Annotated in this window: 22 protein-coding genes, 1 tRNA gene and 1 pseudogene; 10 read left to right on the forward strand and 14 right to left on the reverse strand. The window is 65.3% G+C overall.

Annotated features, from left to right (window positions below; genetic code table 11):
* The first annotated feature begins 13 nt into the window (after nt 1-13).
* The 4 genes from GXB81_RS09410 (at nt 14) to GXB81_RS09425 (ending at nt 3554) form a co-directional block, all read left to right on the forward strand.
* A complete protein-coding gene (locus tag GXB81_RS09410) occupies nt 14-751 on the forward strand; it encodes an enoyl-CoA hydratase/isomerase family protein (RefSeq protein WP_205988968.1) in 738 nt (245 codons plus the stop codon).
* Nucleotides 752-930: 179 nt separating this feature from the next.
* Nucleotides 931-1425 (forward strand): molybdopterin-dependent oxidoreductase, encoded by a 495-nt coding sequence (locus tag GXB81_RS09415; protein WP_205988969.1) that lies wholly within the window; start codon nt 931-933, stop codon nt 1423-1425.
* 153 nt (nt 1426-1578) lie between these two features.
* A complete protein-coding gene (gene adh / locus GXB81_RS09420) occupies nt 1579-3099 on the forward strand; it encodes an aldehyde dehydrogenase (protein ID WP_167283240.1) in 1521 nt (506 codons plus the stop codon).
* Between the two features lie 65 nt (nt 3100-3164).
* On the forward strand, nt 3165-3554 hold the full coding sequence (locus tag GXB81_RS09425) for a DUF779 domain-containing protein (protein ID WP_167043404.1): 390 nt from the start codon (nt 3165-3167) through the stop codon (nt 3552-3554).
* A gap of 273 nt (nt 3555-3827) precedes the next feature.
* Here GXB81_RS09425 and GXB81_RS09430 read toward each other — a convergent pair.
* A tRNA-Leu gene (locus GXB81_RS09430) sits at nt 3828-3912 on the reverse strand.
* Nucleotides 3913-4257: 345 nt separating this feature from the next.
* Between GXB81_RS09430 and GXB81_RS09435 the strand changes: the two genes are divergently transcribed.
* From GXB81_RS09435 to GXB81_RS09445, 3 genes are all read left to right on the forward strand, one after another.
* The gene (locus tag GXB81_RS09435) at nt 4258-5067 is read left to right on the forward strand and encodes a phosphodiesterase (protein ID WP_205988970.1); all 810 of its coding nucleotides are present in this window, start codon (nt 4258-4260) and stop codon (nt 5065-5067) included.
* A 445-nt stretch (nt 5068-5512) separates the two neighbouring features.
* On the forward strand, nt 5513-6715 hold the full coding sequence (locus GXB81_RS09440; protein ID WP_205988971.1) for an MFS transporter: 1203 nt from the start codon (nt 5513-5515) through the stop codon (nt 6713-6715).
* 51 nt (nt 6716-6766) lie between these two features.
* Nucleotides 6767-7138, forward strand: a complete 372-nt coding sequence (locus GXB81_RS09445; protein ID WP_205988972.1) for a DUF1493 family protein — start codon at nt 6767-6769, stop codon at nt 7136-7138.
* On the opposite strand, the gene GXB81_RS09450 is transcribed toward GXB81_RS09445, so the two are convergent.
* The 7 genes from GXB81_RS09450 to GXB81_RS09480 all read right to left on the reverse strand — a co-directional run bounded on the left by GXB81_RS09450 (nt 7118) and on the right by GXB81_RS09480 (nt 10788).
* Nucleotides 7118-7531 (reverse strand): VOC family protein, encoded by a 414-nt coding sequence (locus GXB81_RS09450; RefSeq protein ID WP_167043412.1) that lies wholly within the window; start codon nt 7529-7531, stop codon nt 7118-7120. The two genes, GXB81_RS09445 and GXB81_RS09450, sit on opposite strands and share 21 nt — an antisense overlap.
* A gap of 43 nt (nt 7532-7574) precedes the next feature.
* A complete protein-coding gene (locus tag GXB81_RS09455) occupies nt 7575-8396 on the reverse strand; it encodes an aminoglycoside phosphotransferase family protein (protein ID WP_167043414.1) in 822 nt (273 codons plus the stop codon).
* 43 nt (nt 8397-8439) lie between these two features.
* Nucleotides 8440-8889, reverse strand: coding sequence for a response regulator (locus GXB81_RS09460; RefSeq protein ID WP_205299260.1), 450 nt, complete (start codon nt 8887-8889; stop codon nt 8440-8442).
* Nucleotides 8890-8903: 14 nt separating this feature from the next.
* Nucleotides 8904-9536: a response regulator transcription factor gene (locus GXB81_RS09465; protein WP_205988973.1), complete on the reverse strand. Its 633-nt coding sequence runs from the start codon at nt 9534-9536 to the stop codon at nt 8904-8906.
* A gap of 209 nt (nt 9537-9745) precedes the next feature.
* Nucleotides 9746-10318 (reverse strand): ferritin-like domain-containing protein, encoded by a 573-nt coding sequence (locus tag GXB81_RS09470; RefSeq protein ID WP_167283246.1) that lies wholly within the window; start codon nt 10316-10318, stop codon nt 9746-9748.
* A 74-nt stretch (nt 10319-10392) separates the two neighbouring features.
* Complete coding sequence (locus GXB81_RS09475; protein ID WP_006052455.1) at nt 10393-10554, reverse strand: DUF1328 family protein; 162 nt, start codon at nt 10552-10554, stop codon at nt 10393-10395.
* A 57-nt stretch (nt 10555-10611) separates the two neighbouring features.
* Nucleotides 10612-10788, reverse strand: coding sequence for a DUF1328 family protein (locus GXB81_RS09480; protein WP_167043422.1), 177 nt, complete (start codon nt 10786-10788; stop codon nt 10612-10614).
* 297 nt (nt 10789-11085) lie between these two features.
* Here GXB81_RS09480 and GXB81_RS09485 point away from each other — a divergent pair, with 297 nt between their 5' ends.
* The 3 genes from GXB81_RS09485 to GXB81_RS09495 all read left to right on the forward strand — a co-directional run bounded on the left by GXB81_RS09485 (nt 11086) and on the right by GXB81_RS09495 (nt 15124).
* On the forward strand, nt 11086-12561 hold the full coding sequence (locus GXB81_RS09485; protein ID WP_205988980.1) for a sensor histidine kinase: 1476 nt from the start codon (nt 11086-11088) through the stop codon (nt 12559-12561).
* Between the two features lie 223 nt (nt 12562-12784).
* Nucleotides 12785-12922, forward strand: coding sequence for an entericidin A/B family lipoprotein (locus GXB81_RS09490; protein WP_167043424.1), 138 nt, complete (start codon nt 12785-12787; stop codon nt 12920-12922).
* A 162-nt stretch (nt 12923-13084) separates the two neighbouring features.
* Nucleotides 13085-15124: an NADPH-dependent 2,4-dienoyl-CoA reductase gene (locus GXB81_RS09495; RefSeq protein WP_205988974.1), complete on the forward strand. Its 2040-nt coding sequence runs from the start codon at nt 13085-13087 to the stop codon at nt 15122-15124.
* 233 nt (nt 15125-15357) lie between these two features.
* Here GXB81_RS09495 and GXB81_RS09500 read toward each other — a convergent pair whose 3' ends face one another.
* The 6 genes and pseudogenes from GXB81_RS09500 to GXB81_RS09525 all read right to left on the reverse strand — a co-directional run.
* Nucleotides 15358-16287: an EamA family transporter gene (locus GXB81_RS09500; RefSeq protein ID WP_205988975.1), complete on the reverse strand. Its 930-nt coding sequence runs from the start codon at nt 16285-16287 to the stop codon at nt 15358-15360.
* A 443-nt stretch (nt 16288-16730) separates the two neighbouring features.
* Nucleotides 16731-16979: a pentapeptide MXKDX repeat protein gene (locus GXB81_RS09505; RefSeq protein ID WP_205988976.1), complete on the reverse strand. Its 249-nt coding sequence runs from the start codon at nt 16977-16979 to the stop codon at nt 16731-16733.
* Nucleotides 16980-17065: 86 nt separating this feature from the next.
* A complete protein-coding gene (locus GXB81_RS09510) occupies nt 17066-17857 on the reverse strand; it encodes a molybdopterin-dependent oxidoreductase (RefSeq protein WP_205988977.1) in 792 nt (263 codons plus the stop codon).
* A 91-nt stretch (nt 17858-17948) separates the two neighbouring features.
* Nucleotides 17949-18590, reverse strand: coding sequence for a cytochrome b/b6 domain-containing protein (locus GXB81_RS09515; protein WP_167283249.1), 642 nt, complete (start codon nt 18588-18590; stop codon nt 17949-17951).
* Between the two features lie 51 nt (nt 18591-18641).
* Nucleotides 18642-19526, reverse strand: coding sequence for a DUF1223 domain-containing protein (locus GXB81_RS09520; RefSeq protein ID WP_205988978.1), 885 nt, complete (start codon nt 19524-19526; stop codon nt 18642-18644).
* Between the two features lie 109 nt (nt 19527-19635).
* Nucleotides 19636-19900, reverse strand: a pseudogene (locus GXB81_RS09525) (hypothetical protein); the annotation flags it as partial.

Here is a 19900-nt window from a genome sequence, read left to right on the forward strand (position 1 = left end):
CGAGCGTGAGCAGATGAATCTCATCACCGAATTCAGCGTCTCCAGAATCGGCAGCGAATGCCGTATTGCGTTTGCGCAGCCCGACAGCGGCAATACGCTGAGCCTGAACGGATTGGGTGCGCTAGCGGATTCGATTCGCGCCGCGGGTCGCGACCCCGCCGTGAAACTCATCCGGATCAGCGCGACAGGTGCCAGTTTTTGCGGCGGTCGAGCAGCGAATCCGCCCTCGCAACCGGTCGCGAGTCCGGAGCAGTTTCGCCGCGCGATTGCCGATCCGATCCTCGGCGTCTACCGCGCATTGCATGAAAGCGAGATTCCGGTGCTGGCCGAGGTGCAGGGAGACGCTCAGGGTTTCGGTTGCGCGCTCGTTGCGGCCTGCGATCTCGCCATCGCATCGGCAGAGGCTCGCTTCAGTCTGCCCGAACTGCAGAAGAACCTGCCGCCCACTTTGGTGTGGTCGGTGCTGCGACATCGCGTGCCCCCCAAAGCGGCGGCGCATATGATCTATCTGACCGACACCATCGATGCAAAGACCGCTCGCGAATGGGGCCTCGTCGCGGAAGTCGTGCCGGCCGGCACGCTTGCCTCGCGCGGCGATGCCATCAGCGCGTCCATCTGCTCGCGTGACCGGATTGCCCTGAGCGCGCTCAAGGCCTACTTCCGCGAAATCGTGATGCCCGATTTTTCCCTGGCAAGCGAAACGGCGGGGCTGATGCTCTCTTGCGCAATGACTTCGATACGCCGCGACTGATCTCCCCTTGATCTTCCCCTACATGCGCGGCGCCCCTGTTCGGCACACGGCGCAATGCATAAACGGCACGGCATAACCACCATACTCCCGCGAAAATGACGAGGATGCGCAGCCCAGCGTAATATACGGTCAGTTATAGCGGGCAGTTCGCTCGCCTGGTCTGCCTCGGAGAGTTCCAGATGAATGCTGCGCAAACCGACCACGCCTCTGCCGATGTCGCCTCTTCCACGGGCACGCTCTTCCTCACCGGCAATGTGGTTCGCCCCCTGACGCTCTCGCTCGATGATCTCCGGCAATATCCGGACGTGACCTGTGCTCCATTCGATCTGCGCTGCTACACCACGAACCGCTTTATCCGCACCGTTGCGCCGTATCGCGGGGTCCTGCTGACCGATCTGCTCAGGCAGGCCGAACTGCGCTGCGACGCGGATGGCGACTTCAAGCGCATGATCTTCATCGCTGTCGGCCACGATGGCTACGCGGTCACCTTCTCGTGGCACGAACTGTTCAACACGCTGGTGGGGCGGCAAGTCGTGGTTGCGTACGAGTGCGACGGCGTGCCGCTCGATCCCGATGACGGCGCCCCCATCCTGTTCTCGGGCGCGGATCTTCTGCCCGCGCCACGTCACGTCAAACGCCTTCTCCGGATCGAAACCCACGTATTGAAGCCCTGACACCGCTGACGGCAAGCCTTGCCACCGTCCGGCGACGCTTCCGTTGTGCGTCGCAAAATCGAAACTTCGAATCCTTACGGTGGAGAGGCGTAATATTTCTCAGGATATAACGGAGCGGTACACCTGTCCCGTCGACATGCGAGGAATACACCCATGAACCACGCAGAACTGCAGTACCTCACCACCGAATATCCCTTCCGCAAGCAGTACGAGAACTTCATCGGCGGGCAGTGGCTCAAGCCCGTCGGCAACGAGTACTTCGACAATATTTCCCCGATCACGGGCGAGCCCTTCACGTCCATCCCCCGTTCGCGCGAAGCCGACGTCGAACTCGCGCTCGACGCCGCGCACAAGGCCAAGGACGCCTGGGGCCGCACCTCGGCGGCAGACCGCGCGAATCTGCTGAACCGGATCGCCGAGCGCATCGAGGCCAATCTCACGCGGCTCGCCGTGGCGGAGACCATCGACAACGGCAAGCCATTGCGCGAAAGCATGGCGGCCGACATTCCGCTCGCGATCGATCATTTCCGCTATTTCGCCAGCGCGGTCCGTGCCCAGGAAGGCGCCATTTCACAGATCGACGACGACACGGTTGCCTATCACTTCCACGAGCCGCTCGGTGTGGTGGGCCAGATCATTCCGTGGAATTTCCCGATCCTGATGGCGACGTGGAAGCTCGCCCCCGCGCTCGCGGCCGGCAACTGCGTCGTGCTCAAGCCCGCCGAGCAGACTCCGGCCTCGATCCTCGTGCTGATCGAATTGATTCAGGATCTGCTGCCGCCCGGCGTCGTGAATGTGGTGAACGGCTTTGGTCTCGAAGCCGGCAAGCCGCTTGCTTCGAACAAGCGCATCTCGAAGGTGGCCTTCACGGGTGAAACCACCACGGGCCGGCTCATCATGCAGTATGCGAGCCAGAACCTGATTCCCGTGACGCTGGAGCTCGGCGGCAAGAGCCCGAACATCTTCTTCGCCGACGTGATGGAGCACGACGACAGCTTCCTCGACAAGGCGCTGGAAGGGTTCACGATGTTCGCGCTCAATCAGGGAGAAGTGTGTACGTGTCCGTCGCGCGTGCTGATCGACGAGAAAATCTACGACCGCTTCATGGAACGCGCGCTCAAGCGTGTTGGCGCGATCGCGCAGGGACATCCGCTCGATCCGAAGACCATGATCGGCGCACAGGCGTCGCGGGAACAACTGGAGAAAATTCTCTCGTATCTCGATCTCGGCAAGCAGGAAGGCGCGCAATGCCTGACGGGCGGCGAGCGCAACGCGTTCGAAGGCGAATTGAAGAACGGCTACTACGTGAAGCCCACAGTGTTCCGCGGCCACAACAAGATGCGGATCTTCCAGGAAGAGATCTTCGGGCCGGTCGTGTCAGTCACGACGTTCAAGACCGAGGAAGAAGCGCTGCACATCGCCAACGACACGCTGTACGGCCTCGGCGCCGGCATCTGGACACGCGACGGCACGCGTGCCTATCGCTTCGGCCGCGCAATCCAGGCCGGCCGGGTGTGGACCAACTGCTATCACGTCTATCCCGCGCATGCTGCGTTCGGTGGCTACAAGCAGTCGGGCATCGGACGTGAAAACCATAAGATGATGCTCGACCATTATCAGCAGACGAAAAATCTGCTGGTGAGCTATAGCGACAAGCCGCTCGGATTCTTCTGAGTGACGGTCCCGGCCTCGCCGCCGCGTGATGCACGGCGAGGCGCCATCGCCAGGGAGTACTCGCCATGGCCGACGAAGTGCCGCGTGTCGTCGCAACGCCCGCCGCGATCGCGCTGATCGAACAACTCGTCGCCGAGCACGGGCCCGTGCTGTTTCATCAATCGGGCGGCTGCTGCGACGGCAGTGCGCCCATGTGCTTTCCAGCCAATGAGTTCATGGTGGGCGGCTCGGACGTGAAACTCGGCACCCTTGCGGGCGTGCCCTTCTACATGAGCGAATCGCAATTCGAGTACTGGCAGCACACACAGCTCATCATCGATTGCGTGTCCGGCAACGGCGGCATGTTTTCGCTGGAACGCCCTACGGGTCTGCGCTTTCTCACGCGATCGAGACTCTTTGACGACGCCGAATCGGCATGGCTCGCTGCGCATCCGGCCGAACGGGCGGAGAGCTAGCGTGTCTGGGGCGCGTCAAGCGGAAACATGGCGGTAGAAACTAGCGACTGGCGGATCGACACAATCGTCCATAGGCTGCACTGCTTCGTCGCCGAACGCGGTGACGTCCGTCGATATCACGCGAGCAGAAACTCGCACAGAAAAATCGGCAGCGGCGACTGAAAAGATCGGGCAAGAGAGGACGGGACCGGAAAATCCGGTTCAGGGCAAAAAACCCATACCAATGAGACAGGGCTTGCGCGGGTCGAATCGGCGAAACCCTTGCTGGCATTGTGGTGCCGGGGACGGGACTTGAACCCGTAAGCCGTTAAGCGGCGGATTTTAAGTCCGCTATGTTTACCAATTTCATCACCCCGGCAGGGGTCGCGACCACGCGCGGTCGCGAATTCTACCATTGCGTGACGGGCGCACCAAAAAGCGCAGCGGACGAACCCTATCCGCTCGCCAATCCGCCGGCAATCCAGCCGTATTCTCACGACAAACCCGCCGCCCCATCCGGCTTTCCGGCTTCATCCGCCGGTCACAAACGCTCCCGATAGTGCGAAGTCGATTTCAACGCGGCAGCAGCACTCGCGCCGGCGCGGTCCGCACATCGGCCGCAACGACGACACCTGCCGCAAGTCTCGATCGAACCGCACGCGCCGATTGCATTATCGTAATGGAAGCGGCGCCGGCTTCCGGCGCGCCACACCGAGGATTCCCCATGCTACTGGCTCAAATCAGCGACCTGCACATCAAGCGGCCCGGCGAGCTCGCCTACCGCCGCATCGATACCGCGCCGTATCTCGCGCGCTGCGTCGCCGCGCTCAATGCGCTCGTGCCGCGTCCCGACGCGGTCATCATGACCGGCGATCTCGTCGATCAGGGCGACCCGCAACAGTACGAACACCTGAAGACGCTGCTCGCGCCGCTCGACATCCCCTACTTCCTGCTGGTCGGCAATCACGACGAACGCAGCGCGTTGCGCGCGGCGTTTCCCGAGCGCGCGGAACTGCACGGCGGCGGAGAGTTCGTGCAGTACGCGCTCGACGTCGGCCCGCTGCGCGTGATCGCGCTCGATTCGCTGGTGCCGGGCGCAAGCGGCGGCATGCTGTGCGATACGCGGCTCGCGTGGCTCGCGCAGCAGCTCGACGCGGCAAGCGGCAAACCGGTCGTGGTCGCGCTGCATCATCCGCCGTTCGCCTGCGGTATCGAGCACATGGACGAGATGCGGCTCGATCCGGCGGCATCGGACAAGCTCGCCGCGTTGATCGCGCGTCATCCGAACGTCGAGCGCGTGATCTGCGGACACGTGCATCGGCCGATGTACGTGCGCTTCGGCGGCACGATCGCGTGTGCGATTCCGGCGCCCGCGCACCAGGTCGCGCTCGATCTGCGCGAGGATGCACCGTCGATGTTCGTGATGGAGCCGCCCGCCTATGCGCTGCATCGCTACGATCCGGCGACCGGCATCGTGACGCATCATGCGTATGTCGAGGCCGCCGACGGGCCTTATCCGTTTGATGACGTTTGATGACGTTTGATGATGTTCGACGACGACGGCGGCGAGTCGAGCGACCGAGGTCGGCGCTCTGATGCACCGGGATTCGATGCGTCGCTTCGATGCGTCCTTTCGATGCCGGGTCCCGATGCTTCAAATCGACGCTTCAAATCGATACGTCATCCCGATGCGCCGACGCGAGCGCACGACAATCGAGCCCTTCCTTGCCGCGCGTCATGGAGGCGTCATCGGAGCGACCTCCGAAACAGTCCGCAACGACCCGCAGCGGGATCGCACGCCAGCCTCGCGCCCCGGCTTTAGCGCCCCCGGCTCCGGCGCGCCGTGGCCCGCTCGTGTCCGCGCGGCCCGTGTCTCGCCCAGGACCGTGGGCCGCCCGTCAGCACGATCCGCCTCGCTCCGGTATGATCGGCACGCTCGAGGACCGCGCATGGGCCGGTCCGTTGCTCCTGCCTGAGTCATGTCCACTCCCGACGCCTCCACCTCCGCTCCCGCCTCCGCCCGCTCGCTGCGCGGCCTGTTGCTGCTGCTCGCGACGATCGCCGGCATTTCGGTCGCCAACATCTATTACAACCAGCCGCTGCTCGACAACCTGCGCCAGTCGTTTCCGGGCGGCGCCTCGTGGGTCGGCGCGGTGCCGGCCGTCACGCAGCTCGGCTACGCGGCCGGCATGCTGCTGCTCGCGCCGCTCGGCGACCGCTTCGACCGGCGTCTGCTGATCCTGCTGCAGATCGCCGCGATGTGCATCGCGCTCGTCGTCGCGGCAACCGCGCAGACGCTCTCCGTGCTGATCGTCGCGAGTCTCGCGATCGGCGTGCTCGCGACGATCGCACAGCAGGCCGTGCCGTTCGCGGCCGAACTCGCGCCGCCGGCCGAGCGCGGCCAGGCGGTCGGCACGGTGATGAGCGGCCTGCTGCTCGGCATTCTGCTCGCGCGGACCGCGGCGGGCATCGTCGGCGAATACTTCGGCTGGCGCGCGGTGTTCGGCATGTCGGTCGTCGCGCTGCTGGTGCTCGCGGTCGTGATCGTCATGCGTTTGCCGAAGAGCCAGCCGACCTCGACGCTGCCGTACGGCAAGCTGCTCGTGTCGATGTGGCATCTCGTGACCGGGCATCGCGCGCTGCGCGAAGCCTCGCTGACCGGCGCGGCGATGTTCGGCGCGTTCAGCATCTTCTGGTCGGTGCTCGCCTTGCTGCTCGCGGGCGCGCCGTTTCATCTCGGACCGCAGGCGGCGGGACTGTTCGGCATCGTCGGCGCGGCCGGCGCGATGGCCGCGCCGCTCGCCGGCAAGTTCTCCGACCGGCGCGGACCGCGCGCGGTCGTCACGCTGTCGATCGTGCTCGTCGCGATCGCGTTCGTCGTGTTCGGCGCATCGGCGAAGAGCCTCGTCGGGCTCGTGATCGGCGTGATCATTCTCGACGTCGGCGTGCAGGCCGCGCAGATTTCGAACCAGTCGCGCATCTACGCGCTGAAGCCCGAAGCGCGCAGCCGCGTGAATACCGTGTACATGGTCGCGTATTTCATCGGCGGCACGCTCGGCTCGGGCGTCAGCGCGATCGTCTGGCCCATGTTCGGCTGGATCGGCGTGAGTATCGCGGGCCTCGTGTTCGCGGCGCTGGCCGCGTGGAATCATTTGAGTTTGCCGGCGCGGGCCGGGCATTGATTGCGGGCTGCGCGCAAGGCTGATGAGCCATTGGCAGGAAGACCGCCTGTAATGAGCGATGCGTGGCTCGATTTCGAGCAATTCATACGGGAAATGCGAACACCCGCTGCGTTGCCTCTCGACGAAAAGCTGACCCGAGACATGGACCTCTATCACGATCTCGATTGGGAACCCGCGAAGATCGTAGAGACGATGCGCGTATGGTCCGAACGGTTCCGTGTCGATCTGCGGGATTTCAACGTGGCCTGCTACGTTCCATCGGCAGCCATGCGCAAACGCGACGTCGCGGCAACGGCATTGAAATCCCTGTTTAGCGCGAGGGCACGCGCATCACTCGGCGGCCGCGCGCTCACGCTTGGGATGCTCGATGAAGCGGGGATGATGACAACAGGACTCGGCCTGTCACGGGACTCGACTCGCTGACGGAGCCGCATGACACACGGCCTCGACGCGGTTGCCAGCGGGGTCGACGAGAAACGCCGCGTAGTAATCCCGATGGTAGTGAGGCCTTAGTCCCGGCTCTCCGTCAGACCGTCCGCCCGCCGACAGTCCGGCCTGGTAAAACGCGTCCACATGCTCGCGGGACGGCGCCTTGAAACACCAATGGCGTTTGTTCGGCGTTATTTCGCCGGGGTCCAGATATATCGCCAGACAGGTTGATACCGTGTCGTCCCCGCTGCAGCGCTCGCCGTAACCGAGCGCAGTGGGCTCGTCATAAACCTTGCGCGCCCCCAGAGCGGCCATGACGGCATCGTAAAAGGGTCGCGCCGTCTGAAGATCCGGCACGCCAATCGACACGTGATCCAGCAGTTGCATGGCATTGGCTCCGTGAAATGCACACTCGTTTATATCTGAAGATTCACTCGACGATGCCGAGCGCGGCTGCCGCGAGCTTGCCTATTTCGAGTCTGCTGCCTGCATCGTCGCCATCTTCGCCGTCTTCGAGCATCCAGACCGTCGATAAACCCGTCCACGCAAGCACCCACTGCAGAAGTCGCCGCGGCTCGATACCGGCGACATCGGCAACCAACTCGATACGGCGCCGGAAGATGCCCGGTGCCAATGCGCTCTCGCCGTCGGGGTTGCAGAAGAGGTTGGCATAGTCGAACGCGCGCTCGCCGTACAAACCTTTGGGATCGATCGCGAGCCAGCCGGACGGTCCGAAGTCGAGCACATTGCCGTGGTGAATATCGCCGTGCAGAACCGTGACGTCGCGCGGTGCCGCCAGCAGTTCGCGCGCGGTCTGGGCGCAGAGCCCGACAATCCCACCATGCGCGGGGCCCGCGCACAACAGCGCATCGAACCATTGCGTCAACGGAACCAGCGCGGGAAGCGGCGTGTGAAGCGGCGCGGCGCGCGGCCGATGCAACTGCGAGACCGTTGCGCATAAGATGCGCGTGGCGTCGTCATCGCGGCCCTGTTCGACCATTTGCACGAGCGAAGCGGAACCTTGCGCACGCGCCATCAGCAAGGCTTCACCGTCGTGAGCCAGCACCGGCGCCGCGCCCTCGCCGCCCCACCACACCATCAGGCGGCTGCCCGCCCGTTCCTCGGCCTCGGACGACAGCTTGAGGATGGCGGCCACCCCGTATTGACGGACCGGGAGCAGGTTGCCGCTGCGCGAGGTAAACGGATCGCCATCGATCGTCAGATTCCAGCGCTTCAGGTATTGCTCGAACATGGAGGCCCATTCGGTTCGTCAGGTTTTGCCGGGGTTCCATCGCTCATCGCCCGGCCGTGCGCGGATCGCCGCGCCCCAACGCATACTCCTGCAACGCATCGAGCACGCGGTCGAACTCGAACGATTTGTCGTAAAAGTGGCGCACGCCGTACTGCTCGCAGCGCGCGCGATACGCAGGCAGCGCGTGATTGGTCAGCACCGCGGCGAACATCGCATCGATCAGCCCCTCGCGCTGCAGGTATGCGAGCACCGGCACGCCCGAGCCCTGCTTCAGTTGCAGATCGATAATCACCGCGTCGAAGGTTTCGTCGCCGAGCAGCGCGATCGCCTGATCGGCGGCATCGGCGTAAGCGGCCACCCGCAGCAGACCGGACGAATCGATCGCCTCCACGAGGCTGCGGCGGATCAGCGGCGAATCCTCGATCAGCAGCACGCGCAGCGGCGCGCGGCGGGCGGGCTCGGCAACGGACTTCGGTTCGCGGTTCATCGGCATGTCTCGATCGTCCCTCATTCGATCAAACCGTTCTTGATCGCGTAATACGTGAGGTCCGCGTTGTTCGCGAGCCGCATCTTCTCCAGCACGCGCGCGCGATACGTGCTCACGGTTTTCACGGACAGATGCAATTCCTCGGCGATCTCGGTCGGCAAGCGTCCGGCCGCGAGCTTGCAGAAGATCTGGAATTCGCGCTCCGACAGCGCTTCGTGCGGCCGCCCCGCGGCGGGCTTGTCGAGATTGTCGGCGAGCGTATCGGCAACCGCTTCGGACAGGTAACGATGTCCGCGCGCGACCGAGCGGATCGCCCGCACGATCTCCTCGGGCTCGCAGTCCTTGTTCAGATAACCGTTCGCGCCGGCGCGCAGCAGATTGATCGCATACTGGCTCTCGGGGTAGCCGGAAAGAATCAGCACGCCCTGCTCGGGGCGCACCTGCCGGATCACGCGCAAGGTGTCGATGCCGTTCTTGTCGGGCATCGCGATGTCGAGCAGCACCACGTCGAATGCCTGCTCGCGCACGAGATTGATGGCTTCCTCGCCAGTGGCGGCCTCGGCGGCCACGCACATATCCGGCTCGTCGGCGACGAACTGTCTGAAACCGCCTCGAACGATCGCATGATCGTCAGCTATCAGCACTCGAATCATCGGTTGGGTGTCCGTGCAAAGGAGATCGCTCCGAAACGGACATTGTAATGACCAGGCACGTGGCCTGGCCGAAATACGCGGACGGGTTCATGCACCTCACCGCCTTGCATCCCTCGCGCCGGATCGCGCGAATTCATGCTAACTCACGCGACCCGGCCCACCCGCGCGCCCTTGTTGCAGCCATCGAAGCTGCCCATCCACACTATCCGCTAATCGCGTCCCTCGAGCAGATCGGCCATATCGTCGGCATGCTCTTCCTCGACCGCGAGGATTTCCTCCAGCAGACGGCGCGTGGTCACGTCCTTCTCGCCGAGATAGCGCACGATCTCGCGATACGTATCGATCGCGATGCGCTCGGCAATCAGGTTCTCGCGAATCATGTCGGTCAGGCTCGCGCCCTCCTTGTACTCCGAATGCGCGCGCTTCTTCAGGCCGTCCGGCGCGAAATCGGGTTCGCCGCCGAGCTGCACGATACGCTCGGCGATGCGGTCCGCGTGTTCCTGCTCCTCGGCCGCATGCTCGGCGAACTCGACCGCCACCGCTTCCGAATTGATGCCCTTCGCCATGAAATGATGGCGCTTGTAGCGCAGCGTGCAAACGATTTCGGTCGCAAGCGCATCGTTGAGCAGCTTGAGCACGATCTTGCGATCGGCACCGTAGGTCGCGGTGACCGGACCGTCCGAGATGTGCTTGCGCGCGTCGTCGCGAATCTTCTGCAGGTCCATCACGAACGGACCGTCGGACTGGGCAGCCCCGCTCTGGGCGGCGGATTGTTTCGTCATCGAATTTCTCCTTGGACTGTTGTGGGGAAATGGCACGTCACGTACGAATTGAGCACGAACCGCGCCCGCTTCGGCTACGTTCGGAACACGCCGAGCAGCAAAGTGACCACGAATACGACCAGAAAGATGTAGAACAGAATCTTCGCGATCTCGGCCGCACCCGCCGCGATGCCGGTAAAGCCGAACACTGCGGCGATGATCGCAATCACGAAGAAGACGATGGCATAGTGAAGCATGACGGTTCTCCCTTGTATCGACGTTGGGTCTGCGAAGCAAATCGCTCGCCCGCCGCGCTAGTCGACTATCTTTTTCGTTATCACGAAGCCGAGCACGAGGAACACCACGCACAGCACGACGAACACGAAGAACAGGAACTTCGCGATGGCCGCCGCGCCGGCCGCGATACCGGTAAATCCGAGAAGACCGGCGATCACGGCCACGACGGCAAAGAACAGCGCCCACTTCAACATGATGGCTCCCTCCTGAAACGAAACGTTGAGCGAATGGTCGGGTCCATCGTATCGGGCGGTGCGCGCAGGCGCACTCCGACGCTCGCCGTTTTTCGTGTGAGAATCCGCTTACATCGGCTTACGTCCGCGTTACGCGAGCCGCGCTGCGCCGCCGGGCGAGTGCGATATCGAGGCCGATATCGAAGTCGCTGTTGAAGCCGATCCCGATCCGAGGAGCCGAATGTGTCGAACGTGCAGAACGCACAGAACGCGCCGGAACTGAGCCGCCCTCGCGTCACGGCGCGGCTCGCCGACTGGATGCGCAAGCGCAGCTGGGCCATCGCGATGACGGTTGCGATCGTCATCACGGTGGGCGGTCTCGTGATTCTCGAAACCGCACGCCAGCGCATCGCGGCCGAGTATGAAACCGCGCTCGAAGCACGCGACGTCACCGTGCGGTTGAGCACGCTCGCGAGCGAACTGTCGCGGCTCGCCGCGCAGCAGAATCATTTTCTGCTGACGCAGGACATGGCTTCCGCCGAGGCCTTTTGCGCGAGCGCCGCGCGCATCCGCGAGAACACGCGGCAACTGGAGCGCTTCTATCGCGACAGCCGCGCCGACAGCGCCGAGCTTGCGAGTTTCACGCAGATCGTCGCGCTGATCGATGCGCGCATCGGTGCGGGCGCAACTGCGCTGCAACAGGCGGCGCCGCATCGGCTCGATCTTGGCGCCTGCGGGCCGGCAGCCAGGCTGAATCCCGCCGGCGCGTCGCTGATCGACAGCACGCTCGCGCTGCTGCGCGACGACGAGGAGCGCCGCGCGCAGCATGCGCTCGCCGCGAGCCGCGCCGATCAGCGGCTCTCGACGCTGTGCGCGGCGGGTCTCTCGGCGCTGAACATCGTGCTGTTCATCCTGCTGTTTCGCGATCTCGGCATCCAGATCGACCGGCAGACGCGCGCGCAGCGTCAACTGATTACGCAGCAGGAAGAACTCGACCAGCTCGTCAACGAGCGCACGCGTCAGCTCGAAGCGCTCGGCTGGCACCTGCAGGCGGTCAGCGAAAACGAAAAGACGCAGCTCGCGCGCGAACTGCACGACGAACTCGGTGCGATTCTGACCGCGTGCCGGATGGACGTCGCATGGGCGCGCCGCAAGCTCGAAGACAGCGAACCCGATCTCGCCGACAAGCTCAGGCGCGCGCTCGCCAATCTCGACCAGGGCATCGCGCTGAAGCGGCGCATCATCGAGGACATGCGGCCCACGGTGCTCGCCAATTTCGGGCTCGTCACGGCGCTGCGCACGCTCGCCGACGAAGCCGCGCAGCGCAACAACTGGACGCTCGACCTGCACCTGCCCGCCGACGACGTCCAGCTCGACGAGCAGACCGAGATCGCGCTCTTTCGCGTCGCGCAGGAGTCGCTGACGAATGCGGCGAAGTACGCGCGGGCCTCGAAGGTATCGATCGCCTTGCGGGTCGACGACGGCCAGGTCGCGCTGCATATCGGCGACAACGGCGTGGGCATCATGCCGGCCGACCTGACACGCACGCATACGCACGGCCTGCTCGGCATGCGGCAGCGCGTCGCCGCGCATGGCGGACGCTTCGACATCCGGCGCGGCACGCCGGGCGGCACCGAGATCGACGTGGTGATGCCGAGCGTCAGCACGGCGACGCCGTCGGTCGATCTGCCGCAATCGGCGGCAGTGGCCGCGCCCGGGTCGGCCACCCCAGCCACGCCGGCCGCCGCGCCGCCCACGTCGCCAAGCCTCGTCGGGCAAGGCCCCGCGGCATGAGGCGTGCCCCGCTGTAGGACGACGCCGACGCAAACACCGGAGCCCGCCTACAACAAAATCGCCGCGCGACCGACAGCGCGCGCTCCGCCCTTTTCTTACCATGCAGTCATGGCTGGTGCGAGGCCGGTTCGAGACTGATTCGGGACCGGATCGAAACCTGTTCGACCGGCATGGCGCCGGTCGGCCGACATCAACCGATGCATTCTCGACAAGGAGAACTTTCATGACTCGACTGATCGCTTTGCTTGTGCTTGCCGGAACGGCGATGCTTGCCAGCGGTTGCAACACGGTGGCGGGCGCCGGCGAAGACATTTCGAAGGGCGGCAACGCCATTACGAACTCCGCGGAACAGAACAAGTAAAAGAACCCATAAATGGAGGTTCGGGCAGGGTCAGGATGAGCCCGCCGCGGGAAACCGCGGCGGGCTTTTTCATGCCTCGCGGAATTTAGAATTTTTCCTCGGCGGCCTGGCCCGGCGCGCGGTGTATCGTGCGAGCGGCTCCCCTACTTACACGGTCCCCGCATGCCTTACCCCCACCTGCTCGCCGAACTCGACCTGGGCTTCACGCGCCTGCGCAATCGCGTCGTGATGGGTTCGATGCATACCGGCATGGAAGACCGCTTCTGGCATTACCCGCAACTCGCCGCGTATTTCCGCGAGCGCGCCAAAGGCGGCGTCGGGCTCATCATCACGGGCGGCATTTCGCCGAATCGCGAGGGCTGGCTGCTGCCGTTCGGCGGCACGCTCAACTCGGTATTCGATCTGCGCAATCATCGGCTCGTGACCGAGGCCGTGCATGCCGAGGGCGGCAAGATCGCGCTGCAGATCCTGCACGCGGGCCGCTATGGCTACCAGCCGTTCGTGGTCTCGGCGTCCGCGCTGAAGTCGCCGATCTCGAAGTTCAAGCCGCGCGCGCTCAGCCTCGCCGGCATCGCGAAGACCGTGCGCGATTACGCGCGCTGCGCACGGCTCGCGCAACGCGCGGGCTACGACGGCATCGAGATCATGGGCAGCGAAGGCTATCTGCTGAACCAGTTCCTCTGCCCGCGCACGAACCGGCGTACCGACCGGTACGGCGGTAGCATCGAGAACCGCATACGGCTCGCGCGCGAGATCGTCGAACGCGTGCGCGCGGTGTGCGGCGAGCGCTTTATCGTCGTGTACCGGCTGTCGCTGATCGATCTCGTCGAAGGCGGCAATACGTGGGACGAAACCGTGCAGGTCGCGCGGGCGCTCGAAGCGGCCGGCGTGACGATCTTCAATACCGGTATCGGCTGGCACGAGGCACGCGTGCCGACCATCGTGACCTCGGTGCCGCGCGCGGCCTTCGCCTCGCTCTCCGCGCGCCTGAAGGCCGCCGTCAACGTGCCGGTGATCGCGTCGAACCGCATCAATACGCCCGAGGTCGCCGAGACGCTGCTGGCCGACGGCTCGGCCGATCTGGTGTCGATGGCGCGGCCGCTGCTCGCCGACCCCGAGTTCGTGCTGAAGACTGCCGAAAACCGCGCGCACGAAATCAATGTCTGCATCGCCTGCAATCAGGCCTGCCTCGATCACACGTTCAGGAATCAGCGCGCGAGCTGTCTCGTGAATCCGCGCGCGGGACGCGAAACCGAACTGCTCTACCGGCCGCTCGCAAGTCCGCAGACCGCGCGTTCGATCGCGGTGGTCGGCGCGGGGCCGGCCGGTTTGTCGGCGGCGACGGTGGCGGCTTCGCGCGGCCATCGCGTGACGCTGTTCGAAGCGAGCGACAGGCTCGGCGGCCAGTTCAACCTTGCGATGCGCGTGCCGGGCAAGGAAGAGTTCAGCGAGACGATCCGCTATTTCCAGAGCCAGTTGCAGCGGCATTGCGTCGAGGTGCGGCTCAGCACGCGCGCCGATGCCGCGCTGCTCGCCGCCGGCGCTTACGACGACGTGATCGTCGCGACCGGCATCGTGCCGCGGCGGCCGTCGATCGCCGGCATCGACGGGCCCAATGTGCTGTCCTACGTGGACGTGCTGGGCGGGGCGCCGGTCGGCGCGCGCGTCGCGGTGATCGGCGCGGGCGGCATCGGCTTCGACGTCAGCGAATTCCTGCTGCATCGCGCGGGCGAGCCCTTGCCGATACCGCGCGATGCGTGGCTCGACGAATGGGGCGTCGATCTCGCGGTGCGCGAGCGCGGCGGGCTCAAGCCGCCGTCCGCGCCACAACCGGCGCGGCAGATCTGGCTGCTGCAGCGCAAGGCCGGCAAGCTCGGCGCGGGACTCGGCAAGACCTCGGGCTGGGTGCATCGCGCGACGCTCGCCAGAAACGGCGTGCAGATGCTCGACGGCGTCGAGTATCGCGAGATCGGCGCGCTCGGTCTGAAGATCGCGCGCGCGGGTGCCGACGAGTGGCTCGAGGTCGAGACGATTGTCGTGTGCGCGGGGCAGGAATCGTTGCGCGAGTTGCTGCCGTCGACGCCCGGCGGCACGAGCGACGGTAGGCCGCGTTATCACGTGATTGGCGGCGCGAAGCTCGCGACCGAGCTCGATGCGAAACGCGCGATCCGCGAGGGTGCGGAACTGGCGGCGCGGCTTTGAGGGTGGTGAGGCAACTCGAAGGCCGAGGGGCGTATGGCGATCGGGTGTGCTGTGCGCCACCGCTGACTCTACGGTCAGACCCGCGGTCATACCCCGCGGTCGTACCCCACCGCCGTGCTCCACCGCCCTATGCTCCCCACCCGCAACGCACGCCACACGCAAAGACATGCGCGGCGCATTGCACGGAATTTACGTCAAGCACGCTCGCGTGAACGTGAACCCCGTCCCACACCTCACGCGCGCCCCTTCTTCCGGTAATCGAACCAGAACGACAAGCCGACGCTCACGAGAATCACGATCGTCGCGACCACCGTGTAGCGCGTGACCGGCTCGCCAAGCAGCAACGCACCGAGCGCGACCGCCACGACCGGATTCACGTACATGCAGCTGCTTGCGATGATCGGGCTCGTATGGCGAATCAGGAAACCGTACGCGACGTACGCGGCCATCGTGCCGATCAGCATCAGATAGAGAAACGCGAGCAGCGACAGCACATGCAGTTCGAGCATGCGCTCGCCCGAGATCCACGCGACCAGCGTCGAAACCGCGCCACCGAGGCCGATCTGCAGCGCGGTCGAGAGAAACAGGTCCGAGGGCAGCTTCAGTTGCCCGGCCAGATGCGCGCCGCCGGCCCAGAACAGCGCGCCGCACAGAATCGCGAGACTGCCGCCGGCCGAACCGGGCGTGGTGTCGCCGTGGCTCAGAATCGCAATGCCGACGAGCCCGAGCGCAACCGCGAACCATTCGCCGCGGCCGATCTTGCGGCCCGCGAGCGCCGCGATCACGCTCGCGAAGAGCGGCACGGTGGCGACCATCACGGCCGCGGTGCCGGTGCCGACGGTGCGCATCCCGTAGGCAAGCATGCCGCTCGACAAACCGACGAGCATCGTGCCGACGAGCCCGGCGTTGCGGATTTCAGCGAAGCTCGGCGGAATCGGCTTGCGGCGCACCGCGAGCACGAACAGGCCGAGGCCGGCGAACAGGTTGCGCAAGCCGGAGAGCAGGAGCGGCGGAAACGAGCCGAGCGAGACGTGCACGGCGAGGTAGGTCGAGCCCCACACGAGATAGACGACGGCGAGTGCGAGCGCGATCTGGCCATTGTGCGAGCGCGGCGCACGGATCGGCCAGTGACGCGGAGAAAAAACGGAACGGGGCGACGACATGCGTTCAGCCCGCCTGCATCGTCGAGCGTATCCACGGGAAAAGCCTCGCGCCTGCGCTGCCCTCCCTCGTGCGGGACGGCGGACGCCGCATCGGCGATGCGGTCTGACGGGCGAAGCTGGCGGACATGTCGATGGAGCGGAAAAGCGATGCGGATGGCCCCCGCGGCCCGTGGGCCGATAGCGCCAATGTGCCCAATGGGGCCGCGATCCGCGGCGACGCTGCAAGCGCCGCGGCCGGCACGCGCCGAATGCGGCGCGCACCGCATTATGCAGTAAGCGCACACTGCATCGCTCGGGAGAATCGTAACTTTTTGGCATCGTTACAACAGAAAAAAGCCGGGCGCATCAACCCGGCTTTCTTGCTGCTTTTTTGGCTGCTTTTTACCGGCTTTTTTCGCCTGCCGCGCCGGGACCGCCGGCACGGGTCAGGCGCGCCCGGGACCTCAGTTGGCCATCGCGCCCGACGCCTCGTGCTTCATGCCCATCGCGCCGCCATCCTTCTTCATTGCGTCGTGTTTCATGGCGTCTTTTTTCATGCTGTCCTTCGACATGCTGTCTTTGGACATCGAATCTTTCGACATCGCGTCCTTCGACATCGAATCGTGGGACATCGCCCCGCTCGCCTGAGCGAAGGCGGCGCCGCTGCCCGCCAGCATGGCGAGCGTGATCGTTGCGATTGCGAACTTTTTCATGGGATAACTCCGTTTGTCAGTGGGTGGGGGTAAATCAAGCGAAACCGGCGCGGGCCGGCGTATTTCCGAAGCCGCCGACGCGTGCGTCAGGAGCCTCCGAACCAGTTGTAGCCCTGGTCGACCCAGTAGCCGCCAGGGTAGGTGTTGGTGACGAACATCTCGACGATGTGTTTCGGATTCTTGTAGCCGAGCTTGGTCGGCATGCGCAGCTTCATCGGGTAGCCGTACTTCGCGGGCAGTTGCTCGCCGTCGTACGAGAACGTCAGCAGCGTTTGCGGATGCAGCGCGGTCGCCATGTCGATGCTTTCGTAGTAGTCGTCCGCGCATTTGAAGCCGACGTATTTCGCGCTCGTATCCGCGCCGATGCGCCGCAGAAAATCGCCGAACGGCGTGCCGCCCCAGCGGCCGATCGCGCTCCATCCTTCCACGCAGATATGCCGCGTGATCTGCTCGGTATGCGGCAACGCATACAGCTCGGGCAGGGTCCAGACGCGCTGGCCGGTGACGAGGCCGCTCACCTTGAGGCGGTAGTCGGCGCCGTCCACGTGCGGCACGTCGTCGATGCCGTAGAACGCGTTGAACGGAAACGGCCGCGTGATCTGCGCCTCGGTGTAGGTCGGCGCGAGTTGCCGCGGATCGAACAGCGCGGCCTGCGCGCGGTCGTTCAGGCGCGAGACGGCGGTGAGGAAGCGGTTGACCGAGGCGTCGTCGGTCAGCGAGCAGCCGGTCAGCATCGACAAACCGCCGAGCGTCAGCAACTGCTTGCCGAACAGACGCCGCGACGGCATCGCGAGCTCGCGCTTCGCATCGAGCAGGATCGAGGCGCGGTCCAGCCGCTGGAGGCCGCGTTGCGTGGATCGATCATCGGGCTTGGTCATGATTCGCCATCCGTAACGTTGTGCATGCTGTGGTTCGGGTGTGTCGGGTATGTCATTGCGGGTTGTCCGGGAGCCTGCGCTTGCATGCGGCTCAGCGGCCGCGCAGCATCGCGAGCAGCGAGCGCGGCACGAGCGCCACCATCGCCAGATGCACGGCGAGGAACGCGGCCAGCAGCGACATCGCCGTGAAATGGACGATGCGCGCGTTGTCATAGCCGCCCATCAGCTCGCGCAGCAGCGGAAACTGCACCGACTTCCAGATCGCGAGCCCCGACAGCACCAGCACGATCAGATCGACGATCGCGAACAGATAGGCGAGCTTCTGCACCGCGTTGTAGTCGCGCAGATCGGCATGCGAGAGCCGGCCGCGCAAGGCGGCGACGAAGTCGCGCAGCACCGCGCGCGGCGTCAGCGGCAGAAACTTGCGCACGAGGCGGCCGCTCGCGAGATTCAGCGCGAGATAGACGAGTCCGTTGAACACGAGCAGCCACATCGCCGCGAAGTGCCATTGCAGCGCGCCGCCGAGCCAGCCGCCGAGCGTGATCGCGGTCGGAAAGCTGAAGGCCGGGAAAATCGGCGAGGCGTCGTAAATGCGCCAGCCCGACAGCATCATCACGATGGCCGCGAGCGCGTTGAGCCAGTGCGTGACGCGCACCCACAGCGGATGGATCGCGCGGTGCCGGTTCGGCGTCGCGGGGGGCGCGCTGTCGCGCAAGGTGTGGGGCGTGGACATGGGGCTCTCCTGAGGCGGATGGGGCAATCCGGAGTGGTGGCTGGATGGTGTTCAATGGCAGGCGGCCAGTTCGGTGGCTTGCAGCACGTCACCGGTCGCGTCGTTCTCGACGAAGGCGACCACGCCGAAGCGGTCGTTGGCGTTGGCGTTGGCGTTGGCGTTGGCGTTGGCGTTGGTGCCAGCATCGGCCGGCGCGTCCTCGATGCGGATGTCCTGCCTGATCCGCGCATGGCCCGCGACGAGCGGTATGGGACCGAGCCACTGCCGCACGACCCGCTCGTGATGCAGCGTCGCGCCGCGGTTTTCGCCGGCGCCGACCTGCGACATCAGCGAGTTTTCGTAGACCGCGAGATAGGCGCTCAACGGACCGGCAGCGGACGCGGCCGCGCTGCGAAATTGCGCATCGACATCGAACGCGCCGGGCATGCGCGGCGTCAACGCAAGCGCGATGCTCGCCTGCGCCGGTTCGGCGACGAGCCGGTCGATGCGGCTCGCGAAGCTGTCGCGCCGCGACCAGTCGCGCAGTTCGTGACCCGCGACGAACACTTCCGGCGTATAGACCGTGTGAGCGCCCGCGAGCTTCGTCAGCGTCTGCTGACGTTCGGTGAAGCGAGGCTGGGCAAAGCGGTCGGTCCAGCCGAGGCTGTTCCAGTAATCGACATGCAGCGCGAGCGGCACGATGCCCTGCGCGGCCGCGCCGCTTTTCCATTGACCGAGCCAGCGGTCGGCGGGCGGACAGCTATTGCAGCCTTCGCTGCTGTACAACTCGACGAGCGCCACGCGATGCGCGGGACTGTGCGCCGCGCAGGCGGCAGCGGCTGCGTAGGCGCGAGTGCTGCAGGCGCCAGCGCTGAAAAGGAAGATCGCCAGCGCGAAAACTGGCGCGAAAGATAAAACCCAATATCGAAGCGTTGAACGGCTGCGCGCGGTCGACATGACGTGCTCCACAAGGAATCTGCACGTTGGTCGAACCGCGCCGCCGGTTATGACAGCCTGTTTTTATTTTTTTTCGACAGCGGCTGGCAGGCGCCACGGACCTCGCGGCTTACTCGTAGCTGACGACCACCGTGACACGCGTGTCCACGTCGGCGCGCTGCGCCGAGAGCGACAGCACGCCGCCCAGTTGTCCCACGTCATAGCGGCCATCGCGAGCCGCGGTCACGCGCCCGCCACCGTCGACGAAACGCGCCGCCACGAGATCGCGCGAGCGCGCATTGCCGTTGACCTCGAGCGCGACATCCACGCCGCCGCCGACGCCCGGCGACGCGCCGAACGTCACCGTGCGCGCGAGCCCCTGCCCCGCCACCGCC

Origin of the sequence: Paraburkholderia sp. Ac-20336 (assembly GCF_017105025.1) — a bacterium.
Lineage (GTDB): Bacteria > Pseudomonadota > Gammaproteobacteria > Burkholderiales > Burkholderiaceae > Paraburkholderia.

Bases quoted from the DNA above. Each gene is read 5' to 3' on its own strand.
- GXB81_RS09485 (WP_205988980.1), top strand. From the start codon at position 11,086: ATGCGCAAGCGCAGCTGGGCCATCGCGATGACGGTTGCGATCGTCATC.
- GXB81_RS09415 (WP_205988969.1), top strand. From the start codon at position 931: ATGAATGCTGCGCAAACCGACCACGCCTCTGCCGATGTCGCCTCTTCC.
- GXB81_RS09480 (WP_167043422.1), bottom strand. From the start codon at position 10,788: ATGTTGAAGTGGGCGCTGTTCTTTGCCGTCGTGGCCGTGATCGCCGGT.
- GXB81_RS09440 (WP_205988971.1), top strand. From the start codon at position 5,513: ATGTCCACTCCCGACGCCTCCACCTCCGCTCCCGCCTCCGCCCGCTCG.
- GXB81_RS09475 (WP_006052455.1), bottom strand. From the start codon at position 10,554: ATGCTTCACTATGCCATCGTCTTCTTCGTGATTGCGATCATCGCCGCA.
- GXB81_RS09505 (WP_205988976.1), bottom strand. From the start codon at position 16,979: ATGAAAAAGTTCGCAATCGCAACGATCACGCTCGCCATGCTGGCGGGC.
- GXB81_RS09515 (WP_167283249.1), bottom strand. From the start codon at position 18,590: ATGTCCACGCCCCACACCTTGCGCGACAGCGCGCCCCCCGCGACGCCG.
- adh (WP_167283240.1), top strand. From the start codon at position 1,579: ATGAACCACGCAGAACTGCAGTACCTCACCACCGAATATCCCTTCCGC.
- GXB81_RS09425 (WP_167043404.1), top strand. From the start codon at position 3,165: ATGGCCGACGAAGTGCCGCGTGTCGTCGCAACGCCCGCCGCGATCGCG.
- GXB81_RS09490 (WP_167043424.1), top strand. From the start codon at position 12,785: ATGACTCGACTGATCGCTTTGCTTGTGCTTGCCGGAACGGCGATGCTT.
- GXB81_RS09495 (WP_205988974.1), top strand. From the start codon at position 13,085: ATGCCTTACCCCCACCTGCTCGCCGAACTCGACCTGGGCTTCACGCGC.
- GXB81_RS09460 (WP_205299260.1), bottom strand. From the start codon at position 8,889: ATGCCGATGAACCGCGAACCGAAGTCCGTTGCCGAGCCCGCCCGCCGC.
- GXB81_RS09410 (WP_205988968.1), top strand. From the start codon at position 14: ATGAATCTCATCACCGAATTCAGCGTCTCCAGAATCGGCAGCGAATGC.
- GXB81_RS09450 (WP_167043412.1), bottom strand. From the start codon at position 7,531: ATGCAACTGCTGGATCACGTGTCGATTGGCGTGCCGGATCTTCAGACG.
- GXB81_RS09470 (WP_167283246.1), bottom strand. From the start codon at position 10,318: ATGACGAAACAATCCGCCGCCCAGAGCGGGGCTGCCCAGTCCGACGGT.
- GXB81_RS09510 (WP_205988977.1), bottom strand. From the start codon at position 17,857: ATGACCAAGCCCGATGATCGATCCACGCAACGCGGCCTCCAGCGGCTG.
- GXB81_RS09435 (WP_205988970.1), top strand. From the start codon at position 4,258: ATGCTACTGGCTCAAATCAGCGACCTGCACATCAAGCGGCCCGGCGAG.
- GXB81_RS09465 (WP_205988973.1), bottom strand. From the start codon at position 9,536: ATGATTCGAGTGCTGATAGCTGACGATCATGCGATCGTTCGAGGCGGT.
- GXB81_RS09500 (WP_205988975.1), bottom strand. From the start codon at position 16,287: ATGTCGTCGCCCCGTTCCGTTTTTTCTCCGCGTCACTGGCCGATCCGT.
- GXB81_RS09520 (WP_205988978.1), bottom strand. From the start codon at position 19,526: ATGTCGACCGCGCGCAGCCGTTCAACGCTTCGATATTGGGTTTTATCT.
- GXB81_RS09445 (WP_205988972.1), top strand. From the start codon at position 6,767: ATGAGCGATGCGTGGCTCGATTTCGAGCAATTCATACGGGAAATGCGA.
- GXB81_RS09455 (WP_167043414.1), bottom strand. From the start codon at position 8,396: ATGTTCGAGCAATACCTGAAGCGCTGGAATCTGACGATCGATGGCGAT.